Annotated in this window: 6 protein-coding genes and 1 pseudogene; 2 read left to right on the top strand and 5 right to left on the bottom strand. The window is 70.3% G+C overall.

Features of this window, described 5'->3' with window-relative positions; all coding sequences use genetic code 11:
• Together WT97_RS35195 and WT97_RS16705 are read right to left on the bottom strand one after the other, a co-directional pair.
• Positions 1 to 1943, bottom strand: a pseudogene (locus WT97_RS35195) (hypothetical protein); the annotation flags it as partial.
• A gap of 297 nt (positions 1944 to 2240) precedes the next feature.
• A complete protein-coding gene (locus WT97_RS16705) occupies positions 2241 to 14957 on the bottom strand; it encodes an autotransporter-associated beta strand repeat-containing protein (RefSeq protein WP_060353844.1) in 12717 nt (4238 codons plus the stop codon).
• Positions 14958 to 15692: 735 nt separating this feature from the next.
• Here WT97_RS16705 and WT97_RS16700 point away from each other — a divergent pair.
• The gene (locus WT97_RS16700; RefSeq protein ID WP_059500015.1) at positions 15693 to 16151 is read left to right on the top strand and encodes a (2Fe-2S)-binding protein; all 459 of its coding nucleotides are present in this window, start codon (positions 15693 to 15695) and stop codon (positions 16149 to 16151) included.
• Between the two features lie 21 nt (positions 16152 to 16172).
• Positions 16173 to 18665 (top strand): xanthine dehydrogenase family protein molybdopterin-binding subunit, encoded by a 2493-nt coding sequence (locus WT97_RS16695; RefSeq protein ID WP_060353843.1) that lies wholly within the window; start codon positions 16173 to 16175, stop codon positions 18663 to 18665.
• Positions 18666 to 18979: 314 nt separating this feature from the next.
• On the opposite strand, the gene WT97_RS16690 is transcribed toward WT97_RS16695, so the two are convergent.
• From WT97_RS16690 to WT97_RS16680, 3 genes are read right to left on the bottom strand one after another with little or no spacing between them, the layout of a single operon-like run.
• Positions 18980 to 19954 (bottom strand): type II secretion system F family protein, encoded by a 975-nt coding sequence (locus WT97_RS16690; RefSeq protein ID WP_060353842.1) that lies wholly within the window; start codon positions 19952 to 19954, stop codon positions 18980 to 18982.
• A 36-nt stretch (positions 19955 to 19990) separates the two neighbouring features.
• A complete protein-coding gene (locus WT97_RS16685; protein ID WP_060353841.1) occupies positions 19991 to 20968 on the bottom strand; it encodes a type II secretion system F family protein in 978 nt (325 codons plus the stop codon).
• A gap of 33 nt (positions 20969 to 21001) precedes the next feature.
• Positions 21002 to 22369 carry a CpaF family protein gene (locus WT97_RS16680; protein ID WP_059500019.1) on the bottom strand — a complete coding sequence of 456 codons (1368 nt, stop codon included), beginning with the start codon at positions 22367 to 22369 and terminating at the stop codon, positions 21002 to 21004.
• Positions 22370 to 22384: the final 15 nt, after the last annotated feature.

Raw genomic sequence — 22384 nt, 5'->3', positions numbered from 1 at the left:
CCGGTCGCACCGCCGACACCACCCGCTGCGCCGGCCAACGTTCCGACTGCACCGGTGGCCGAGTTGGCTACCGTGCCTACGATGCCGCCAAGACCGCTGGTCGCGCCGCCAGCACCGCCCACTGCGCCGGCCAGCGTTCCGGCTGCGCCTGTTGCCGAGTTGGCTACCGTGCCTACGATGCCGCCGAGACCGCCAGTCGTGCCGCCGGCACCGCCCAAGGCGCCAGTCACAGTTCCAACTGCACCCGTTGCCGTGTTACCGACCGTGCCCACGATGCCACCGAGACCGCCGGTCGCACCGCCAGCACCACCCAGTGCACCAGTCAGCGTTCCGACTGCCCCCGTCGCCGTATTCGCTACCGTGCCGACGACGCCACCGAGACCACCGGTCCCACCGCCGACACCACCCAAAGCACCAGTCAGCGTTCCGACTGCACCCGTCGCCGTATTCGCTACCGTACCGACAACACCGCCGAGCCCGCCGGTCGGATCACCCACTCCACCCAAGGCACCCGTCACCGTACCGACAGCGCCACTTGCCGCATTGCCCACCGTTCCGACAACGCCACCGAGACCACCGGTCCCACCGCCGACGCCACCCAGCGCGCCAGTCAGCGTTCCGACCGCACCCGTCGCCGTGTTCGCTACCGTGCCGACAACACCGCCGAGGCCACCAGTCCCGCCGCCACCGATGCCACCCAGGGCGCCGGTTACCGTACCGACCACACCACCAAGCCCGCCAGTCGGATCGCCGACACCACCCAAGGCGCCCGTTACCGTACCGATTGCGCCGCTTGCCGCGTTGGCTACCGTTCCAACGACGCCACCGAGACCACCGGTCCCGCCGCCCCCGATGCCACCCAGGGCGCCGGTTACCGTGCCAACCACGCCACCAAGCCCACCGGTCGGATCGCCCACTCCACCCAAGGCACCCGTCACCGTACCGACCGCGCCACTTGCCGCGTTGCCCACCGTTCCAACGACGCCACCGAGACCACCGGTCCCGCCGCCAACACCGCCCAAAGCACCAGTCAGCGTACCGACTGCACCCGTGGCCGTATTCGCTACCGTGCCGACAACACCGCCGAGACCACCAGTCCCGCCGCCGACACCACTCAGCGCGCCAGTCAGCGTTCCGACCGCACCCGTCGCCGTATTCGCTACCGTGCCGACAACATCGCCGAGGCCGCCAGTCCCGCCACCGATACCACCCAGTGCGCCGGTTACCGTACCGACCACACCACCAAGCCCGCCAGTCGGATCGCCGACACCACCCAAGGCGCCCGTTACCGTACCGACTGCACCGCTTGCCGCGTTGCCCACCGTTCCAACGACGCCACCGAGGCCACCAGTCCCGCCACCGATGCCACCCAAGGCGCCGGTTACCGTACCGACCACACCACCAAGCCCGCCGGTCGGATCGCCGACCCCACCCAAGGCACCCGTCACCGTACCGACCGCGCCACTTGCCGCGTTGCCCACCGTTCCAACGACGCCACCGAGACCACCAGTCCCGCCACCACCGATACCGCCCAGCGCACCCGTCACCGTTCCAACCACACCACCGAGACCACCGGTCCCACCGCCGCCGCCGACACCACCCAAAGCCCCCGTCACCGTACCGGCCACGCCTGCGACCGGCTCGAGTAATCCGCTACCGATATCGATGGTCGCGCTTCCCGTCCCCGTCCCTGCCAGCCCGATCGAGATACCGCCTGCGTTCGGACTGCCGACCGTCACCGCCCCGTTCCCCCATCCCGTCACGGTGCCGACGAGTTCCCCGGGCGCGGGGGATCCGCCTGCGACGATGAGGCCGTCGGATTTGCTGACACTTCCCTGCGGGGAAGCCAGCACCCCCGCCTGAGACACCGTGGCGGCCAGGCTGAACAAAACCCCGACCGACAAGGCGATGCCTGTCAATTTCGCGTTCATTTTCGTTTTCATGAATAACCTCATTTCGATTGGACAACCGCGGAGCAACTCGAGCGATGACGCTTGGACCCCATCGCCCGAAGGCGGCGCGAATCGTTCGCGGATTGCCCGATACGGTAAAGCGTTGAAACAGGTTTAAACAGGCCGATGCAACGGGACACCAGACATCAAGCGACGCACTTCATGAAAATTGATTCGCATCACGAAACTTATGCAATGCGAATCCGAAAAACGACCATCATCCAACCCTCGATCGACGATTGACCGCTCACGACGATACCTTCCGTCGCGAGCGGCCCCCGCCTCCCTTTAGAACTTCCACAACAGATTGCCGTACAGCGCGTGGTCGCTGATGCTGCCGCCGATCTGGCCGCTGTAGGACAACCCGAGCGACAGGTTCTTCGTGACGGCCGCGTCGACACCGACCTCGAGCACCGCGGCGTCACGCGCGACCGGCACACCGACCACGCTGAACGGCGAACCGCCGCTCGCGAACGACAGCTTCGACGCCGGCTGCGTATTGCCGAACGCGTGCCGCCAGCCGACCGTGCCGAACGCCGTGACCTTGCCCTTCGTCGTGACCGCGACGTCGGTCGAGGCCCGCACGCCGAGGGTCGAGAAGCCGAGGCCCGTCGTGTCGGAATCGCCCTGCAAGGCAGCCGCGCCGCCGTTCTCCTTGAAGCCGCCGGTGTGCAGGCTCGCGAACGCGAGCCCGACGAACGGCTCGAGCGCGACGTTGCGAATGGCCGTCGAGTAGCCGATCTCCGTGAACACCTGCGTCGCGTTCGCGTCGTAGCTCGCGGTGTCGTGATCGGAGAAGCTGCCGAACGACGGATTGCGCTCGCTATGCACGCGGTACCACGACTGCGACACGCCACCGCGCACGTTCCACGCGTTGTATCGGCCGCTGGCGTACAGCGCGATCGTCTCGCCGTTGACCTTCGCCGACTCGTTCTGGTCGGTATTGAGCTGGCTGCGCGACGCGCCGCCCGCGATACCGACGCGCCAGTGGCTGCTGACTTCCGCATCCGTACCGACGACGAAGCCGTACAGGTTGCGATCGATCGAAGCGACGCCGTCGCCGTCGAACCGGCTATGCGAACCGTACAGCCGGCCCCACACCGCGGGCTTGAACGACTTGGCCGGCGTGCAGCCGTTCTCCGCGGCCATGCGCCGGTCGAGCGCCGCCGAGTGATCGTCCGCCGACACCGGCGCCTCGCATCCGCAGAGCGCCCCGCCCGGCTGCGAACCGAGCCGCGCACGATCGAGCACCGCGTCGCGCACGTAGCGGCTATCCGACAGCAGCACGCTGCGCGTGCTCGGATACAGGTCGCCGGCCAGTTGCGTGAACGCACGGTTGGCGGTCGGCGCATCCGTCGTCAGCACCGTATCGAACAGCGGGTTGCCGGCGCCGAGCGTGCCGACCGCACCCGCCACCGCTTGCCCGTCGGGCGTCGTCGCAACCGACGAGAACGGCGTGCCGTTCGGCGCCAGCGACATCAGCACCTGCGCCGGGTTGTACGTGAGCGTCGGCGTGAGGAACGCATACGTCGAGTTCACCGCGCTGAACTGCCCTTGCACGCCCGCGCCGGCATTCACGATCGTGTAGAGCTTGCCCGGCTGGTATTGGCCGGTCGCCGCGACGACCTGCACCGACCCGCCGTTGAGCGTGGCGGAGCCGGTGACGTCGAGGCCGCCGCTCTGTTGCGGCGTGGCGCCGACCTGCAGCGTCGAGCCCGGCTGGAAGGTCGCGTTGCCCGCGACCTTCAGCGGCTGCCCGAGCTGGAGGACCGATGCGGTACCGCCGCCCGACACGACCAGGCCGCCGATCGTGCCCGTCCCGGTGACGGTCGCGCCGTTGCCGACGGTCACCGGCGAGTTGGCCAGCGAACCGGTGACCGCGAGCGTGCCGCCCGCCACGGTGGTCGGCCCGGACAGCGTGTTGGTCCCGCTCAGCACCTGCGCACCCGTGCCGGCCAGCGTCAGCGGGCCGGTACCCGACAGCGTGCCCGCGAACGAGCTGGTGCCGGCGGTATTGACCGTCAGCGGCGTCGCGCCGAGGTTCACGTTCGAACCCGTCGTGCCGGACAGCGTGCCGATCGACTGCGGTGCGGCCGAACCCGTGAGGTCCAGCGTCGCGCCGCTGCCGGCGAGAGTCACCGGGCTCGTCGGCGCAAGGCTGCCTGCGCCGGCAAGCGCGAGCATGCTGCCGCTGCCGATCGTCGTGCCGCCGGTGTACGTGTTGGCGCCGGTCAGCGTCTGCGTGCCGCCGCCCTGCACCGCGAAGCCGCCGGTACCCGCGATCGTGCCGCCGAACGAACCGCCCGTCGGGCCGGCCACGGTCAGCGTGTTGCCGCCGAGATTCACGGTCGAACCCGCCGCGCCCGACAGCGCGCTGGCCGTCTGCGGTGTCGTCGTGCCGCTGACGTCGAGCGTCGCGCCGTTGCCGGCCAGCGTCAGTGCGCTGCCGGCCGACAGGCCGCCGTTGCCGCCGACCGCCAGCGTGCTGCCGCCGCCGATCGTCGTGCCGCCCGTGTACGAGTTCGCGCCGCTCAGCGTCGTCGTCGACGGGCCGCTCACCGCCAGATTGCCGCCGCCCGAGATCGGGCCGCTCAGGCCGAGGTTGTTGGCGCCGCCCACCGTCAGCGTCGAACCCGTGCCGAGATTCACGGCGTTGCCGAGCGTCGTGCCAGGCACGCTGGTCCCGAGCGTGCCGCCGTTGCCGCCGACACTCAGCGTGCCGCTGCCGAGTGCGGTCGGCGTGCCGGCGACCAGCGTGCCGCCGCCCGTGACGCTGGTGCCGCCGGTGTACGTGTTGGCGCCGGAAAGCGTCGTCGTCGCCGGGCCGCTGAGCGCGAGCGTGCCGCTGCCGGAGATCGGGCCGCTCAGACCGAGGCTGTTCGCACCGCCCACCGTCAGCGTCGAGCCCGTACCGAGGTTCACCGCGTTGGTCAGCGTCGTACCCGGCGTGCCCGCGGCCAGCGTACCGCCTGCGCCGCCGGTGTTCAGCGCGCCGGTGCCGAGCGCCGTGTTGCTGCCCACGACCAGCGTGCCGCCGCCCGTCAGGCTCGTACCGCCCGTGTACGTGTTGTTGCCGGTCAGCGTTTCGGTGCCCGGGCCGGCCAGCGTGAGGCTGCCGCCCGTACCGGCGATCGTGCCGCCGTACGTGCTGCTGCCTGTACCGCCGAGCGTCAGGTTGTTGCCGCCGAGGTTCACCGTCGAACCCGCGACGCCCGACAGCGCGTTCGTCGTTTGCGGCGTCGTCGCCGCGCTCACGTCGAACGTTGCGCCCGCACCGGCCAGATTGATCGGGCTGCTGCCGGACAGGCTGCCGCCCGCGCCGATCGCCAGCGTGCCGCTGTTGATCGTCGTCGCGCCGGTGTACGTGTTGGTGCCCGTCAGCGTTTCGGTGCCGGTGCCCGACAACGTCAACCCGCCCGTGCCGCCGACCGTACCGCCGAACGTGCCGCTGCCCGACCCGCCGAGCGTCAGCGTATTGCCACCGAGGTTCACCGCCGAACCCGCTGCGCCGGACAGCGCGCCCGTGGTCTGCGGCGTCGTCGCGGCACTCAGGTCGAGCGTGGCCCCTGTACCCGACAGATCGACCGCGCTGCCCGCCGACAGGCTACCGCCCGCGCCGACTGCGAGCGTGCTGCCGCCGCCGATCGTCGTGTTGCCGGTGTACGTGCCGATGCCGCTGAGGGTCGTCGTCGACGGGCCGCTCACCGCGAGGTTGCCGCCGCCCGAGATCGCACCGCCGAGGCCCAGGTTGTTCGCGCCGCCGACCGTCAGCGTCGAGCCCGAACCCAGGTTGATCGCGTTGGTCAGCGTCGTGCCTGCGACGCTCGTGCCGAGCGTACCGCCTGCGCCGCTGGTGTTCAGCGCGCCCGTGCCGAGCGCCGAGCCGTTGCCGGCGAGCAGCGTGCCGCCGCCGCTCAACGTCGTGCCGCCCGTGTACGTGTTGTTGCCGGTCAGCGTTTCGGTACCGGTGCCCGCCAACGTCAGGCTGCCACCGGCCCCCGCGATCGTGCCGTCGTACGTGCCGCTGCCCGACCCGCCGAGCGTCAGGCTGTTGCCGCCGAGGTTCACCGTCGAACCCGATACGCCCGACAACGCGCCCGTCGACTGCGGCGAGGTGGCCGCGCTCAGATCGAGCGTGGCCCCGGCGCCTGCCAGATCGACCGCACTGCCCGACGACAGGCTGCCGCCCGCGCCGACTGCCAGCGTGCTGCCGTTGCCGATCGTCGTGCCGCCGGTGTACGAGCTGGCGCCGGTGAGCGTCGTCGTCGACGGGCCGCTCACCGCGAGGTTGCCGCTGCCCGAGATCGCACCGCCGAGGCCCAGGTTGTTTGCGCCGCCGACCGTCAGCGTCGAGCCTGCACCGAGGTTCACCGCGTTGCCGAGCGTCGTGCCCGCGACGCTCGTGCCGAGCGTGCCGCCTGCGCCGCTGGTGTTCAGCGCGCCCGTGCCCAGCGCCGAACCGTTGCCCGCGATCAACGTGCCGCCACCGGTCAGGCTCGTGCCGCCCGTGTACGTGTTCGTGCCGTTCAACGTTTCGGTGCCCGTGCCGCCCAGCGTCAGGCTGCCGCCTGCACCGGCAATCGTGCCGTCATACGTGCCGCTGCCCGTGCCGCCGAGCGTCAGGTTGTTGCCGCCGAGATTCACCGTCGAACCGGCCACGCCGGACAGCGTACCCGTCGTCTGCGGCGTGGTCGCGCCGCTCAGGTCGAAGGTTGCGCCCGCACCCGTCAGGCTCACCGGCGTCGTCCCCGACAGGCTGCCGCCCGCGCCGATCGCCAGCGTGCCGCTGTTGATCGTCGTCGCGCCGGTGTACGTGTTGGTGCCGGTCAGCGTTTCCGTGCCGGTGCCCGACATCGTTACGCCGCCCGTGCCGGCGATGTTGCCCGCGTAGGTGCCGCTGGCCGAGCCGCCGAGCGTCAGGTTGTTGTTGCCCAGGTTCACGGTCGAGCCCGCCACGCCCGAGATCGCGCCCGTCGATTGCGGCGACGACGCGCCGCTCAGGTCGAGCGTCGCGCCAGACGCCGTCAGGCTGACCGGGCTGCTCGACGAGAGGCTGCCGTTGCCGCTGATCGCGAGCGTGCCGCTGTTGATCGTCGTCGCGCCGGTGTACGTGTTGGTGCCCGTCAGCGTTTCGGTGCCGGTGCCCGACAGCGTCAACCCGCCCGTGCCGCCGATCACACCCGCGTACGTGCCGCTGCCCGAACCGCCGAGCGTGAGCGTATTGCCGCCCAGGTTGACGTTCGTGCCCGTGCCGCCGGACAGCGCGCCGCTCGTCTGCGGCGACGTGGCCGCGCTCAGGTCGAGCGTGGCGCCGGTGCCGGACAGGTCGATCGCGCTGCCCGACGACAGGCTGCCGCCCGCGCCGACCGCGAGCGTGCTGCCGCCGCCGATCGTCGTGCTGCCGGTGTAGGTGTTCGCGCCCGACAGCGTCGTCGTCGACGGGCCGGTCACCGCGAGGTTACCGCTGCCCGAGATCGCGCCGCCAAGGCCAAGATCGTTCGTACCCCCGACCGTCAGCGTCGAGCCGCTGCCGAGATTCACCGCGTTGCCGAGCGTCGTGCCCGGCGTGCTCGCGGCCAGCGTGCCGCCTGCACCGCTCGTGTTCAGCGCACCCGTGCCGAGCGCCGAGCCGCTGCCCGCGATCAACGTGCCGCCGCCGCTCAGGGTCGTGCCGCCCGTGTACGTGTTGTTGCCGGTCAGCGTTTCGGTACCCGTGCCCGACAGCGTCAGGCTGCCGCCCGCGCCGGCGATCGTGCCGCCGTACGTGCCGTTGCCCGTGCCGCCGAGCGTCAGGTTGTTACCGCCCAGGTTCACCGTCGAACCGGCCACGCCCGACAGCGTGCCCGTCGTCTGCGGCGTGGTCGCGCCGCTGACGTCGAACGTTGCGCCCGCACCGGCCAGGTTCACCGGGCTGCTCGCCGACAGGCTGCCGCCCGCGCCGATCGCCAGCGTGCCGCTGTTGATCGTCGTCGCGCCGGTGTACGTGTTGTTGCCCGTCAGCGTTTCCGTACCGGTACCCGACAGCGTCAACCCGCCCGTGCCGCCAACCGTACCGCCGAACGTGCCGCTGCCCGACCCGCCGAGCGTCAGCGTGTTGCCGCCGAGGTTCACAGCCGAACCCGCTGCGCCCGACAACACGCCCGTCGTCTGCGGCGTCGTCGCGGCACTCACGTCCAGCGTCGAGCCCGCACCAGCCAGATCGATCGCACTGCCCGACGACAGGCTGCCGCCCGCGCCGACCGCCAGCGTGCTGCCGCCGCCGATCGTCGTGTTGCCGGTGTACGTGCCGGCGCCGGTAAGCGTCGTCGTCGACGGGCCGGTCACCGCCAGGTTGCCGCTGCCCGAGATCGCGCCGCCGAGACCGAGATTGTTCGCACCGCCAACCGTCAGCGTCGAGCCCGAACCGAGGTTGATCGCATTGGTCAGCGTCGTGCCCGCGACGCTCGTGCCGAGCGTGCCGCCTGCGCCGCTCGTGTTCAGCGCGCCCGTGCCCAGCGCCGAGCCGCTACCCGCGATCAACGTGCCGCCGCCCGTCAGGTTCGTGCCGCCCGTGTACGTATTGTTGCCGGTGAGCGTTTCGGTGCCCGTGCCCGCCAGCGTGAGGCTGCCGCCGGCCCCCGCGATCGTGCCGTCGTACGTGCCGCTGCCCGACCCGCCGAGCGTCAGGTTGTTGCCGCCGAGGTTCACCGTCGAACCGGCCACGCCCGAGAGCGTGCCCGTCGTCTGCGGCGTAGTCGCGCCGCTGACGTCGAAGGTCGCGCCCGCGCCGGCGAGATTCACCGGGCTGCTCGCGGACAGGCTGCCGCCCGCGCCGATCGCCAGCGTGCCGCTGTTGATCGTCGTCGCCCCCGTGTACGTGTTGGTGCCGGTCAGCGTTTCCGTCCCCGTGCCGGCCATCGTCAGCCCGCCGGTGCCGCCGATCGTCCCCGCATAGCTGCCGTTGCCGGTACCGGCCAGCGTCAACGTGTTGCCGCCGAGGTTCACGTTCGTGCCCACGACGCCGGACAGCATCCCGCTCGTCTGCGGCGTGGTTGCCGCGCTGATGTCGAGCGTCGCGCCCGTGCCGGCGAGATCGAGCGCGCTGCCCGACGACAGGCTGCCGCCCGCGCCGACCGCCAGCGTGCTGCCGCCGCCGATCGTCGTGTTGCCGGTATAGGTGTTCACGCCCGTGAGCGTGGTCGTCGACGGGCCGCTGACCGACAGACCGCCGCTGCCCGAGATCCCGCCGCCCAGCCCGAGATCGTTCGCACCGCCAACCGTCAGCGTCGACCCTGCGCCGAGATTGACCGCATTGCCGAGCGTGGTGCCGCCGACGCTCGTGCCGAGCGAGCCGCCCGCACCCGTCACGTTCAGCGCGCCGGAACCCAGTGCGCTGCCGTTGCCGGCAATGAGCCCGCCGCCGGCGAGCGTGGTGCCGCCCGTGTACGTGTTCGTGCCGGTGAGCGTCGTGGTGCCCGCGCCGGTCTGCGCAAGGCCGCCGCTGCCGGAAATCGTGCCGCTCAGGCCGAGATCGTTCGCGCCGTTCAGGCCGAGCGTCGCGCCCGAGCCGAGCGTGACCGCGTTGCCGAGCGTCGTACCGCTCACGCTCGCGTTCAGCGTGCCGTTGCCGGTCACGTTCAATGCGCCGGAACCGAGCGCTGTGTTGCTGCCCACGCTCAGTCCGCCGCTGCTCAACGTCGTCCCGCCGCTGTAGGTGTTCGCACCGCCGAGCGTGGTCGTGCCCGAGCCGGACTGCACCACGCCGCCCGCGCCGGAAATCATGCCGTTCAGGCCGAAGTCGAACGCACCGCCGAGATTCAGCGTCGAACCGGCGCCCAGATCGACGGCGTTCGCCAGCAGCAGGTTCGCCGTGCTCGCGCTGAGCGTGCCGCCGCTGCCGGTGACGCCGAGTGCGCCCGTGCCGAGCGCCGTGTCGTTGCCGACCGACAGGCCGCCGGCGCTCAGCGTCGTGCCGCCCGTATAGGTGTTCGCGCCGGACAGCGTCGTCGTGCCGCTGCCGGTTTGCGCGAGACTGCCGCCGCCCGACACGATCCCGGCCAGGCCGAGGTCGTTCGTGCCGCCCAGGGTGAGCGCCGAGCCCGTGCCGAGGTTCACCGCATTGTTCAGGGTCGTGCCCGCGACGCTCGCGGCCAGCGTGCCGCCCGCGCCGCTCGTGTTCAATGCGCCGGTGCCGAGCGCCGAGCCGTTGCCCGCGATCAGCGTGCCGCCGCCGGTCAGGCTCGTGCCGCCCGTGTACGTGTTCGTGCCGTTCAACGTTTCGGTGCCCGTGCCGCCCAGCGTCAGGCTACCGCCCGTGCCGCCGATCGTGCCGTCATACGTGCCGCTGCCCGTCCCGCCCAACGTCAGGTTGTTGCCGCCCAGGTTCACCGTCGAACCGGCCACGCCCGACAGCGTGCCGGTCGTCTGCGGCGTCGTCGCGCCGCTGAGGTCGAACGTCGCGCCGGCCCCGCCCAGATTCACGGCGCCGCCCGCCGACAGGCTGCCGCCCGCGCCGATCGCCAGCGTGCCGCTGTTGATCGTCGTGCCACCGGTGTACGTGTTCGCGCCGGTCAGCGTTTCGGTCCCGGTGCCGGACAGCGTCAGCCCGCCAGCGCCGCCGATCGTGCCGCCGAAGGTGTTGTTGCCGGCTCCGCCGAGCGTCAGCGTGTTGCCGCCAAGGTTCACCGTCGCGCCCGCGACGCCGGCCAACCCGCCCGTCGCCTGCGGAGACGTGGCCGCGCTCAGGTCGAGCGTCGCGCCCGTGCCGGCCAGGTCGAACAAACTGCCGCCGGACAGGCTGCCGCCCGCGCCCACCGCGAGCGTGCTGCCGTTGCCGATCGTCGTGTTGCCGGTGTAGCTGCCCGTCCCCGTGAGCGTCGTGATCGACGGGCCGTTCACCGCGAGGTTGCCGCCGCCCGAAATCGCGCCGCCCAGGCCCAGGTTGTTCGCGCCGCCGACCGTCAGCGTCGCGCCCGCACCCAGGTTCACCGCATTGCCGAGTACCGTGCCGCCGACGCTCGTGCCGAGCGAGCCGCCCGTGCCCGTCACGTTCAGCGCGCCGGTGCCGAGTGCGCTGCCGTTGCCCGCGATCAGGCCGCCGCCGCTCAGCGTCGTGCCGCCCGTGAACGTGTTCGCACCGAGCAGCGTCGTCGTGCCGGTGCCGGTTTGCGCAAGACTGCCGTCGCCGGCAATCACGCCGCCGAGGCTCAGATCGGCCGCGCCGTTCAGGCCGAGCGTCGCGCCCGCGCCCAGGTTCACTGCGTTGCCGAGCACGGTGCCGGCGACGTTCGTCGCGAGCGTGCCGCCCGCACCGCTGACATTCAGCGCACCGGTGCCGAGCGCCGCGCCGTTGCCGGCGATCAGTCCGCCGCCGCTCAACGTCGTGCCGCCCGAGAACGTGTTCGCGCCGAGCAGCGTCGTCGTGCCGGTACCGGTTTGCGCGAGGCTGCCGCTGCCGGCGATCGTGCCGCTCAGGCCGAGATCGTTCGCGCCGTTCAGCCCCAGCGTGACGCCGGTACCGAGATTGACCGCGTTGCCGAGCGTCACGCCCGGCACGCTTGCGCCGAGCGACGCCGAGCCGTTGACGTCGAGCGCGCCGACGCCGAGCGCCGCGCCGCTGCCGACGATCAGGCTGCCGCCCGTCAGCGCCGTGCCGCCCGCGTATGTGTTGTTGCCGGTCAGCGCCTGCGAGCCGGTGCCGGACAGCGTCAGCCCGCCCGCACCGCCGATGTTGCCGGCGAAGACGCCGCTGCCGCTGCCTGCCAGCGTCAGGTTGTTCGAACCGAGATCGATCGTCGAACCCGCGACACCCGACAGCGTGCCGATCGACTGCGGCGTGGTCGCACCGGCGATGTTGAACTGCGCGCCGGCGCCCGTCAGGTTGACGGGGCTCGACGCGGCGAGGCTGCCGCCCGCGCCGATCGCGAGCGTGCCGCTGCCGATCGTGGTGCCGCCGGTAAACGTCTCGGCCGCGGTGAGCGTCGTCGTGCCCGGGCCGCTCACGGTCAGGCCGCCCGCGCCGGAAATGATCCCGCCCAGCCCGAGATCGTTCGCACCGCCAACCGTCAGTGCCGCGCCCGCGCCGAGCTGGATCGCATTGCCGAGCACCGTGCCGCCCACGGTCGTGCCGAGCGAGCCGCCCGCGCCGGTCACGTTCAGCGCCCCCGTGCCCAGCGCGGCGGCGTTGCCGGCGAGGATTCCGCCGCCGGCGAGCGTCGTGCCGCCGGTGAACGTGTTCGCGCCGGTCAGCGTCGTGATGCCCGAACCGATTTGCGCGAGGCCGCCGGTACCGGCGATCACGCCGTTCAGGCCGAGATCGTTCGCGCCGGTCAACGCGAGCGTCGCGCCCGCGCCGAGGTTCACCGCATTGCCCAGCGTCGTGCCGCTCACGCTCGCGCCGAGCGCACCGCCCGTGCCGGCGACGTTCAGTGCACCGCTGCCCAACGCCGTATTGCTGCCGGCCAGCAGCGTGCCGGCGCTCAGCGTCGTGCCGCCGCCGAAGGTGTTCGCGCCGGACAGCGTCGTCGTCCCCGTTCCGCTCAGCACGAGACCGCCGGTGCCGCCGATCGCGCCGCTCAGGCCGAGGTCGTTCGCGCCGTTCAGCGTCAGCGATGCGCCGTTCAGGTTGATGCCGTTCGCAAGCGCCGCGCCGGCGGCCAGATCGGCGCTCAGCGAACCGCCGAGACCGCTCACGTTCAACGCGCCGCCCACGCCGAGCGCCGAGTTGCCGCCGACGATCAGGCTGCCGCCGCCCGTCAGGCTCGCGCCGCCCGTGAACGTGTTCGCACCAGACAGCGTCGTGGCGCCGGTGCCGCCGAGCGCCAGGCCGCCCGCGCCCGAGATCGCGCCGCTCAGGCCGAGATCGGCCGCGCCGTTCAGGCCGAGCGTGGCGCCCGCGCCCAGGTTGACCGCATTGCCGAGCACCGTGCCGCCGACGTTCGTCGCGAGCGTGCCGCCCGTGCCGGATACGTTCAGCGCGCCCGTGCCCAATGCCGCGCCGTTGCCGGCGATCAGCCCGCCGCCGCTCAGCGTGGTGCCGCCCGAGAACGTGTTCGCGCCGAGCAGCGTCGTCGTGCCGGAACCGGATTGCGCGAGGCTGCCGCTCCCGCCGATCGCACCGCCCAGGCTCAGGTCGGCCGCGCCGTTCAGGCCCAGCGTCGCGCCCGCGCCCAGGTTGACCGCATTGCCGAGCAGCGTGCCGCCGACGTTCGTCGCGAGCGTGCCGCCCGTGCCGGATACGTTCAGCGCCCCCGTGCCCAATGCCGCGCCGTTGCCGGCGATCAGCCCGCCGCCGCTCAGTGCGGTGCCGCCCGAGAACGTGTTCGCGCCGAGCAGCGTCGTCGTGCCGGCACCCGATTGCGCCAGGCTGCCGCTTCCGCCGATCGCACCGCCCAGGCTCAGGTCGGCCGCGCCGTTCAGGCCCAGTGTGGCCCCTGCATCGAGATTCACCGCATTGCCGAGCAGCGTGCCGCCCACGTTCGTCGCCAGCGAGCCGCCCGTGCCGCTCACGTGCAGCGCCCCCGTCCCGAGTGCCGCGCCCGTGCCGGCGATGAGCCCGCCGCCGCTCAACGTCGTGCCCCCCGTAAACGTGTTCAGGCCGAGCAGCGTGGTCGTGCCCGAGCCGGTTTGCGCCAGCCCGCCGTTGCCGGCGATCACGCCGCCCAGCCCGAGATTGGCCGAGCCGTTCAGACCCAGGGTGACGCCGGTGTCGATGTTCACCGCGTTGCCGAGCACCGTGCCGCCGACGCTCGTGCCGAGCGTGCCGCCCGTGCCCGTCACGTTCAGCGCGCCGCCGCCGAGCGCCGTCGCGGTGCCGACGAGGAGCCCGCCGCCGCCCGTCAGATTCGTTCCGCCCGTGAATGAATTGGCGCCGTTCAGCGCCAGCGTGCCGGTGCCGCTCACGTTCAGCGCACCGGCGCCGCCGATCGCACCCGACAACCCGAGCCCGTTCGCGCCGTCCACCGTCAGGCCGCCCGTCAGCGTCACGTTGTTGAGCAGGTTCACGCCGGCCGCGCCGGCCTCGAGCGTGCCGCCGCCGCCGATGATCGTGCCGGTGCCCAGCGCGCCGGCGCCGTGGACGATCGCGGTGCCGCCGGTCAGCGACGCGTTCGTCGCGGTCGATGCGCCGGTGATGTCCCACGTGCCGCCCTGCACGGCGAGGTTGTTGAAATTGCCGTACGTATCGACCGCGATGGCGCCGTTCGTCGCGCCGCCGGCGGCCGTGTTCAGCTGCAGGTTGAGCGTGTTGTTGCCGCCCAGCCCGGCGTCGACGCCGAGCCCGACCGACGATCCGGTCAGCGCGTTGAACGTGTTCGACGTGCCGAGGGCCGCACCCAGCGACACGTTGCCCGTGACGGTGCCGGCGTTCGTGAACGTGTTCCCTGCGCCCGGCGTGCCGCTGGGCGCGAGCGCCACCGACCCGTTGATCGTGCCGCTGCTCGTGTTGGTGAAGTTGGTCTGTGCGCCGCCCGACGTGGTCACGACCTGCGCGGTTGGCCCCGCGCCGAAGCCGAGCAGGCCGGTCGTACCGATCATGCCGGCGTTCGTGATGTTCGTCGTGCCGCCGATGCCGTTGTTGACCGTCAAAGCCGGCCCGTTGACCAGCGAGCTCGTCGACCCCATCATCACGCCCGTGCTGGTGTTCGTGACGTTGACGGTGCTCGCCGACCCGCTATTGCCGACCACCGTGCCGTTCGACACGACGCTCAGCCCGGACAACGCGGGGTCGATCCTGCCGTTGTTGGTCAGCGTGACGCCGCTGCCCGTCAGCGACAGCGCGGTGCCGCCGAACAACGGCACCACGGAAATGGTCGCGCCGGACTGGACGGTCAGGTTCAGATTGTTCGTGCCGTTCGAATAGGACGTGCTGGCTCCGGTACAACTGACGGTCGTCGTTCCGGTGCAGGCAGCCAGGGCGTCGGCGGGGACGATCCCGGCGCCGACCAGCGCGACCAGCATGCCGGTCGGGACGAGGAGTTTCGGACGTGCTTCCGCGCGCTTTTTGTTCGAGCCCATGCGCATACGCATAATCACACCTTCCCATAAGAGAATCGACGACACCGGGCATTCACTCGGCGCATTCAAAATGCCGGGGATAAATACCGGAATGCGTTATTCGATGTTTTTTTGGAAAAACACCGCCCCTTCACCAATCCGAATTGGTTGAATGGATTAAAAACAAACAAGAACGAATCGACGAGAATTATTGAATCGGCATATTTTACTTTTAACCCCCTTCGTCACCCGGTAAATTTTCCGCTAATCAATAACAGTTGTTTTCACGACCCTGGAAACGTTGCTTCGACGAGCACAGCTCATCGAACGTCCGTCCATACAGGCCAACAACGCATCCATGCCGAACTCCTGCCCGTACGGGGCTTCCCGCCCCACAATCAAACGCTGCCCGCTCCCGTCGGATAACCGCGCGCCTGTTGCCCCGCATACCGGTTCGTCAGTGCCTGCCGCCCGATCCGCCTGTCTCCCGGCGTGATCGCGAGTCAAATATAGGCCCGAGCAGCAAACGTTTTCCATCAAACGGGTATTTTTTGGCAAAACTCAATATTCTTTCATTTGCATTAATTCATCGGCGCGCGAGATGAAAACGATTCTCTTTAAATAAACCAGGGAAATCATTAAGAAAGGCAAAAAACTGGAATTCCCCGGTGCAGACTTTTTAGCAAATCTGCTTTAATTGGTTCAGATCCGCCGCATTGCTTTCCTGTTTCGCGGACGACAACGAGGTGTCCAAGGGAGAACTTCACGATGGTGACGTTGAACATCAACAACCGGCCGGCCGAGATCGACGCCGATCCGTCGACGCCGGTGCTCTGGGTGCTGCGCGACAACCTCGGGCTGACCGGCACCAAGTTCGGATGCGGCACCGGCGACTGCGGCGCCTGCACCGTTCACGTCGACGGCCGGCCGGCCCGAAGCTGCACGCTGGCGCTGTCGGCGGTCGGCAGCGCGCGCATCACGACGTCCGAACATCTCGCCGACGATGCGGTCGGCAAGGCCGTCCTCGACGCATGGATCCGGCACGACGTCGCGCAATGCGGCTACTGCCAGAGCGGCCAGATGATGAGTGCGGCCGGCCTGCTGCGCAGCAACAAGGCGCCGACCGATGCCGACATCGATCGCGCGATGGCCGGCAACCTGTGCCGTTGCGCGACCTATCAGCGCATCCGCGCCGCGATTCACGATGCGGCTCACGCGCTTGCCTGAGCCTGCCCGGAGACTGTGACCATGCGTATCCGCACTTTCGGGCGCCCGGCAAGCGCCGACGCCTCCCGCCGCGACGCGCCGCCCGCCACCGGAGCCGATGCTCCGATGCTCGGCCGGCGCGGCTTCCTGAAGCTGACGATGGCGGCGAGCGGCTGCCTCGCGCTCGGCATCGCGCCGACGCGCGCCGCGGCGCAAGCGAGCAAGACCTCGCCGGCTTCACCGCCGCAAGCATTCCTGATCATCGCGCCGGACAACACCGTGACCGTCGCCGTCAACCGGACGGAATCCGGCCAGGGCGTCAGCACCGCGCTGCCGATGGCGCTGGCCGACGAGCTCGACGCCGACTGGCGCAACGTGCGCACCGTGCTCGCGCCGGCCGGCGAGCCGTACAAGGATCCGGTGACGGGCATCCAGATGACGGCCGGCTCGACGTCGGTCAATCACTCGTTCGCGCAATACCGCGAACTCGGCGCGTCTGCCCGCGCGATGCTCGTCGCCGCTGCCGCGCAGCGCTGGAACGTCGATCCCTCCACATGCCGGACCGCGAATGGCGTCGTGACGTCGGGCAATTACCGCGCGACCTACGGCGAGCTCGCACCGGCCGCGATGGCGATGCCGGTCCCGCAGCGGGTGCCGTTGAAGTCGCCGGATCAGTTCCGCCTGATCGGCAAGCCGACACCGCGCATCGACGCGCGCGCGATGCTCGACGGCACGCTCAAGTACGGAATGGACTGGAGCCTGCCGGACACGATGGTGGCCGTGGTCGCGCGCCCGCCGCGCTTCGGCGGCAAGGTCGCGAGCTACGACGCGGCGGCGGCCCGGGCCGTCAAGGGCGTGGTCGAGGTCGTCGAGATCCCGACCGATCGCGGCGGCACCGGCGTGGCCGTGATCGCGAACGGCTACTGGCCGGCCAAGCTCGGCCGCGATGCGCTGAAGATCACGTGGAAGGACGCCGGCTCGACCGTCACGTCCGCCGAACAAATGCAGGCGTACAAGCAGCTCGCCGGCACGCCGGGGACCGTGGTGCGCACGGCCGACGCCGGCAGCGCGCCGCCGGCGGCGACGCGGATCCAGAAGGACTACGAATTTCCGTATCTCGCGCACGCGGCGATGGAGCCGCTCAGCTGCACGGTCGACGTCGGGCCGGCAAGCTGCGCGTGCGGGATCAAGATCTGGGGCGGCTCGTCGCTGCAGACCGCCGACCGCGCGGCCGTCGCGAAGGCGCTCGGCGTCGCGCCGGAGAAAGTCCAGATATTCACGCTGACGACGGGCGGCGACTACGGCCGCCGCTCGACGCCCACGTCGGACTACGTGGTCGAAGCCGCCCGCGTGTCGTCCGCGTACCTCGCCGCCGGCCATCTCGGCCCGGTCAAGACGATCTGGTCGCGCGAGGACGATCTGCGCGGCGGCTATTACCGCCCGATGGTGCTGCATCGCGTCGACATCGGCGTCGACGGCAGCGGCGCCGTGCGCGACTGGCAGCACGTCGTCGTCGGCCAGTCGGTGCTGAAGGGCTCGCCGCTCGAGCGCACGGCGATGCTCAGGCGCGGCACCGATCCCAGCCTGACCGACGGCGTCGCGAACAGCCCTTACGGCTTCCCGATGCAGGTGTCGGTCCATCAGACCGACGCCGACGTGCCGGTCCAGTCGTGGCGTTCGGGCGGCCATACGCATACGGCGTTCGTGATGGAAACGCTGGTCGACGAGCTCGCGCACTCGGCGCGCCAGGACCCGGTCGCGTACCGGATGGCGCGGCTGACCGGCCCCGAGCACGCGCCGCATCGCCAGGCGCTCGCGCTGGCCGTCGACAAGTCCGGCTACGGCACGCGCACGCTGCCGGCCGGGCACGCATGGGGCGTCGCGATGCACGAAACCGCCGGCTCGGTCGTCGCGTACGTGACGGAGGTGTCGATCGAGGCGCAGCAGCCGCGCGTGCATCGCGTGACGGCAGGCGTGTATGCGGGCCGCATCGTCAACCCGACCGGTGCGGAAGCGCAGATCCAGGGCGGCGCGCTGTTCGGCCTCTCGACGACGAAGCCGGGCTTCGCGATCGACGTCGACCATGGCGCGGTGCGCAACGCCGGTTTCGCCGACTATCCGCCCGTGCGCATGCAGGAAGCGCCGCCGGTGGACGTCTTCTTCGTGCCGTCGGACGCGCAGCCGACCGGGTTGAGCGATGCCGGCGTGCCGCCGATCGCGCCGGCGGTGGCCAACGGTGCGTTCGTGCTGACCGGCGAACGGATGCGTGCGTTGCCGTTCGCGCCGATGCTGGTCGCATCGGCCGCCCCCGCGATGCCGGAGGCCCCTGCTGCGGCCGTCGAAGAGGATCCGTACGGCGACCTGCCGGCCGGCGGCTGCCGGATGCCGCACAAGGCCAAGCGGGCCGCGTTGAAGCCCAAGGCCGACCAAAGCCATGCAGGCGTCGGCCAGGCACCCGCCGTGCCGAAATTCCTGCGGCCGAAACGGCGCGCCGGGATTCCATGCATCGAGGATCTGAAGAAAGGCACGGTGTGACGTAGACGATCCGGTGCGCGGTCGATCCCGGCAGTGGTTTTCAGTGATGCACCGTGCGCCGGCCGCCCCGATACGGGGCGCCGCCGCTTCAACCGGTTAGCAGTAGGGGGCAGCCGCGAAGGCGGTGGACTACGGCTTGTTCCATGGCCGACCATGGGTCCGGGATACATCGACGCCGCTATGGTCGACCTGTCTCGCGGCGCCGCCCGGGGAGGAAGCCTCCATGAAGCCTGTTGCCGTGCCGGCCGCCGGATCGCCCGGGGCCGGCACGCACGATCGCGATCGATGCAGGTGAAGCCGTCGCGCCCCACCGCTCACTGCGCGATGCCGACGAACGTCGGCAGCAGCACGCGATAGACGTGAATCATCGCCGGGCCGAGCAGCACCACCATCAGCGCGGGGAAAATGCAGAAGATCAGCGGGAACAGCAGCTTCAGCGCGATCTTCGCCGCGCGTTCCTCCGCGCGCATCCGGCGCCGCGTGCGCAGCATGTCCGACAGCACGCGCAGCGATTCGCCGATGCTCGTGCCGAACCGGTCGGCCTGGATCAGCATCGCGCAGAACGATTCGATGTCCTCCACGCCGGTGCGCAGCGCGAGATTGCGCAGCGCCGTCTCCTTCGTGAAGCCGGAGCGCATCTCGAGCAGCAGCAGGTCGAGCTCGCTCGCGACCACCTCGCTGCGAAACCGCAGCTCCCCGCTCACCTTCATCAGCGCCGCGTCGAGCCCGAGCCCCGCCTCGACGCACACCGTCAGCAGGTCGAGCGCGTCCGGGAAATCCTCGAAGATCTTCTGCTGCCGCACCTTGACCCGTTGCGACAGCACGACGTTCGGGATGTAGTAGCCGATGCCGGCGAGCGCCACGAGGATCACCGACAGCAGCGCACGCTCGTCGCCGAGCGGCGTCGTGATCAGCACCAGCAGCGCCGCGCACGGCAGGCCGAGCGCGAGCATCGTCTTCGCGGTGAAATACAGCGCGGCCGCGCTCTGGTTGCGCCAGCCGGCGTTCATCAGCCGGATGCGCAGCGGCGAATTCTCCCAGCCCTCCTTGGGCACCGACAGTTTCGAGATCGGAGTGGACAGCTCGACCAGCTTCGCGACCCAGCGCGACGCCATGTCGTCGCCGTCGCCCGGGCCGGCGACGGCGCCCGCCCCGGCCCCGCCGGCCTGCTGGATCCGGCGCTGGATGCCGCGCGGCGCGAACAGCAGCATCGCGACGAGCACGCCGCCGGCCACGAAGATGAACAAGCCGCCCAGCATCACGGCCTGGACCACGCTCAGGTTTTGCATGACAGCCTCGCAACGGTTCGTTATTCGGCTCGCGCGTCAGACGCGAATGCGCACGATTCGGCGGATCCAGAACAGGCCGAACAGCATCGACACCAGCATCGTGCCGACCATCCGGATCCCGGCCGGATCCTCCCAGAGCACCGACAGGAACTCGCGGTTCAGCAGTGCCATCACCGCCGCGGTGCCGAACGGCAAGAGCCCGAGAATCCACGCCGACAGCCGCCCTTCCGCCGACAGCACGCGCACCTTGTCGAACAGCTTGAAGCGCTCGCGGATCAGCCCGGCGATGCTGTCGAGCAGCTCGGCCAGGTTGCCACCCGTCTCGCGCTGGATCAGCACCGCGATCACGAAGTAGCGCAGGTCCTGCACCGGTACGCGCGTCGCGAGATTCATCAGCGCGTCGTGCAGCGACACGCCGTAGTTGACCTCGTCGAACGTGACGCGGAATTCGCCGCCCATCGGCTCGGAAAACTCGTCGCCGACCATCCCGAGCGTGCTCGTGAAGGAATGACCGGAACGCAGCGCGCGCGCGATCATGTCGCAGATGTCCGGCAACTGCCGCTCGAGCTTGCGCATCCGACGGGCGCGACAGCGCAGCACGTACATCATCGGCACCCACCCGGCGAACAGCGCGATCGGAACTGCGGCGAGTTGCGGCAACCGCGCGAAGCTCGCCGCGAACCACGTGAGCGCCGCGAACGTTGCGCCGAGCGTGATCAGCTTCGGCAGCGTCCAGTCGAGGCCCGACTGCTGGATCACGAGATCGAGCGCGTGCACGCGCGGCAGGCGCAGCAGCAGCCGGTCGAACGGTTTCGACTCGTCGAGCATTCGCTTCTTCAGGATCGACAGCCGCTCCTGCTGGACGTTGCCGCCGGCCGACATCGCGCGGATGCGCGATTCGATCCGGCGGGCGGCGGCGCCGTGCCGCGCGTTCCACCATTGATAGATGCCTTCGATCGACAGCACGACCGCGACGAAGGTGAGAATCACGAAACCGTAAAAGATCGCATTCATGAGGCCTCCCCGGCAGCACGCGGCGCCCTGGCGTCAGTCCGTCTCGTAACGCACGGACGGGTCGTACAGCGAATCCGGCAGGTCGATGCCGAACGCCAGCAGCCGCTCGACGAACTTCGGCCGCACGCCGGTCGCGCAGAAGTGGCCGCGCACCGACCCGTCGCGGTCCACGCCCGTGCGCTTGAACGTGAAGATCTCCTGCATGTTGATGATGTCGCCTTCCATCCCGGTCAGTTCCTGGATGCTGACGATCTTGCGCTTGCCGTCCGTGAGCCGCGCCGCCTGCACGACCACCGAGATCGCCGACGCGATCTGCTGGCGCATCGTCTTCGGCGGCAGCGTCAGGCCGGATACGCTGACCATGTTCTCGAGCCGCGTCAGCGCATCGCGCGGCGTGTTCGCGTGGATCGTCGCGAGCGAGCCTTCGTGGCCTGTGTTCATCGCGTTGAGCATGTCGAGCGCTTCGGCGCCGCGCACTTCGCCGAGGATGATCCGGTCCGGGCGCATCCGCAGCGCATTGCGCACCAGCGTGCGCTGCGTGATCTCGCCCTTGCCTTCGATGTTCGGCGGCCGTGTTTCGAGCCGCAGCACGTGCGGCTGCTGCAGTTGCAGCTCGGCGGCGTCCTCGATCGTCACGATCCGCTCGTTGCGCGGAATGAAGCCGGACAGGATGTTGAGCAGCGTCGTCTTGCCGCTGCCGGTGCCGCCCGACACCAGCACGTTCACCTTCGCACGCGCCAGCGCGTCGAGCAGTTCGGCCATCGGCGGCGTCAGGCTGTGGAAGCGCACCAGGTCGTCCATCTTCAGCGGGTTGACCGCGAAGCGCCGGATGGACATCAGCGGCCCGTCGATCGCGGACGGCGGGATGATCGCGTTCACGCGCGAACCGTCCGGCAGCCGCGCGTCGACCATCGGGCTCGATTCGTCGATACGGCGGCCGACGCGCGACACGATCTTCTCGATCACCTTCATCAGGTGCGCGTCGTCGTAGAACGTCACGTCGGTCAGTTCGAGCTGCCCGCAGCGCTCGACGTAGACCTGCCGGCAGGTGTTCACGAGGATGTCCGAAATGCCGGGGTCGCGCAGCAGCGCTTCGAGCGGGCCGAAGCCGAACATCTCGTCGTACACGTCGATCGCGAGCTGCCGCCGCTCGATGTCGTTCGCGGGCAGCCGTTCCTCGTCGAGGATGCGCGCGATCAGCGCGCCGATTTCCATGCGTACCTGGTCCTGATGCAGCCGCGACAGGCGCTCGAGCTCTACGCGCTCGAGCACGGCCAGGTGAATTTGGCGGCGCAGCTTCTGGTATGCGTCGCGCACCGACGAATGGGCCGGGCCGGCCGGTTCGCTGCCCGCCGCCATCGGCTGGGCCCGGTGCAAGGACATCTGTTCGCGCAATGACATGGCGGTTCCCCGAAA

Origin of the sequence: Burkholderia sp. MSMB1459WGS (assembly GCF_001534535.1) — a bacterium.
Classification (GTDB): Bacteria; Pseudomonadota; Gammaproteobacteria; order Burkholderiales; family Burkholderiaceae; genus Burkholderia.
The sequence above is the reverse complement of the archived record's forward strand: the minus strand, read 5'-3'. Positions and strand labels throughout refer to the sequence as shown.

What these genes read in the sequence shown, in the direction of transcription:
- WT97_RS16705 (WP_060353844.1), bottom strand. Translation starts at nt 14,957, where the DNA reads ATGCGTATGCGCATGGGCTCGAACAAAAAGCGCGCGGAAGCACGTCCG.
- WT97_RS16700 (WP_059500015.1), top strand. Translation starts at nt 15,693, where the DNA reads ATGGTGACGTTGAACATCAACAACCGGCCGGCCGAGATCGACGCCGAT.
- WT97_RS16695 (WP_060353843.1), top strand. Translation starts at nt 16,173, where the DNA reads ATGCGTATCCGCACTTTCGGGCGCCCGGCAAGCGCCGACGCCTCCCGC.
- WT97_RS16690 (WP_060353842.1), bottom strand. Translation starts at nt 19,954, where the DNA reads ATGCAAAACCTGAGCGTGGTCCAGGCCGTGATGCTGGGCGGCTTGTTC.
- WT97_RS16685 (WP_060353841.1), bottom strand. Translation starts at nt 20,968, where the DNA reads ATGAATGCGATCTTTTACGGTTTCGTGATTCTCACCTTCGTCGCGGTC.
- WT97_RS16680 (WP_059500019.1), bottom strand. Translation starts at nt 22,369, where the DNA reads ATGTCATTGCGCGAACAGATGTCCTTGCACCGGGCCCAGCCGATGGCG.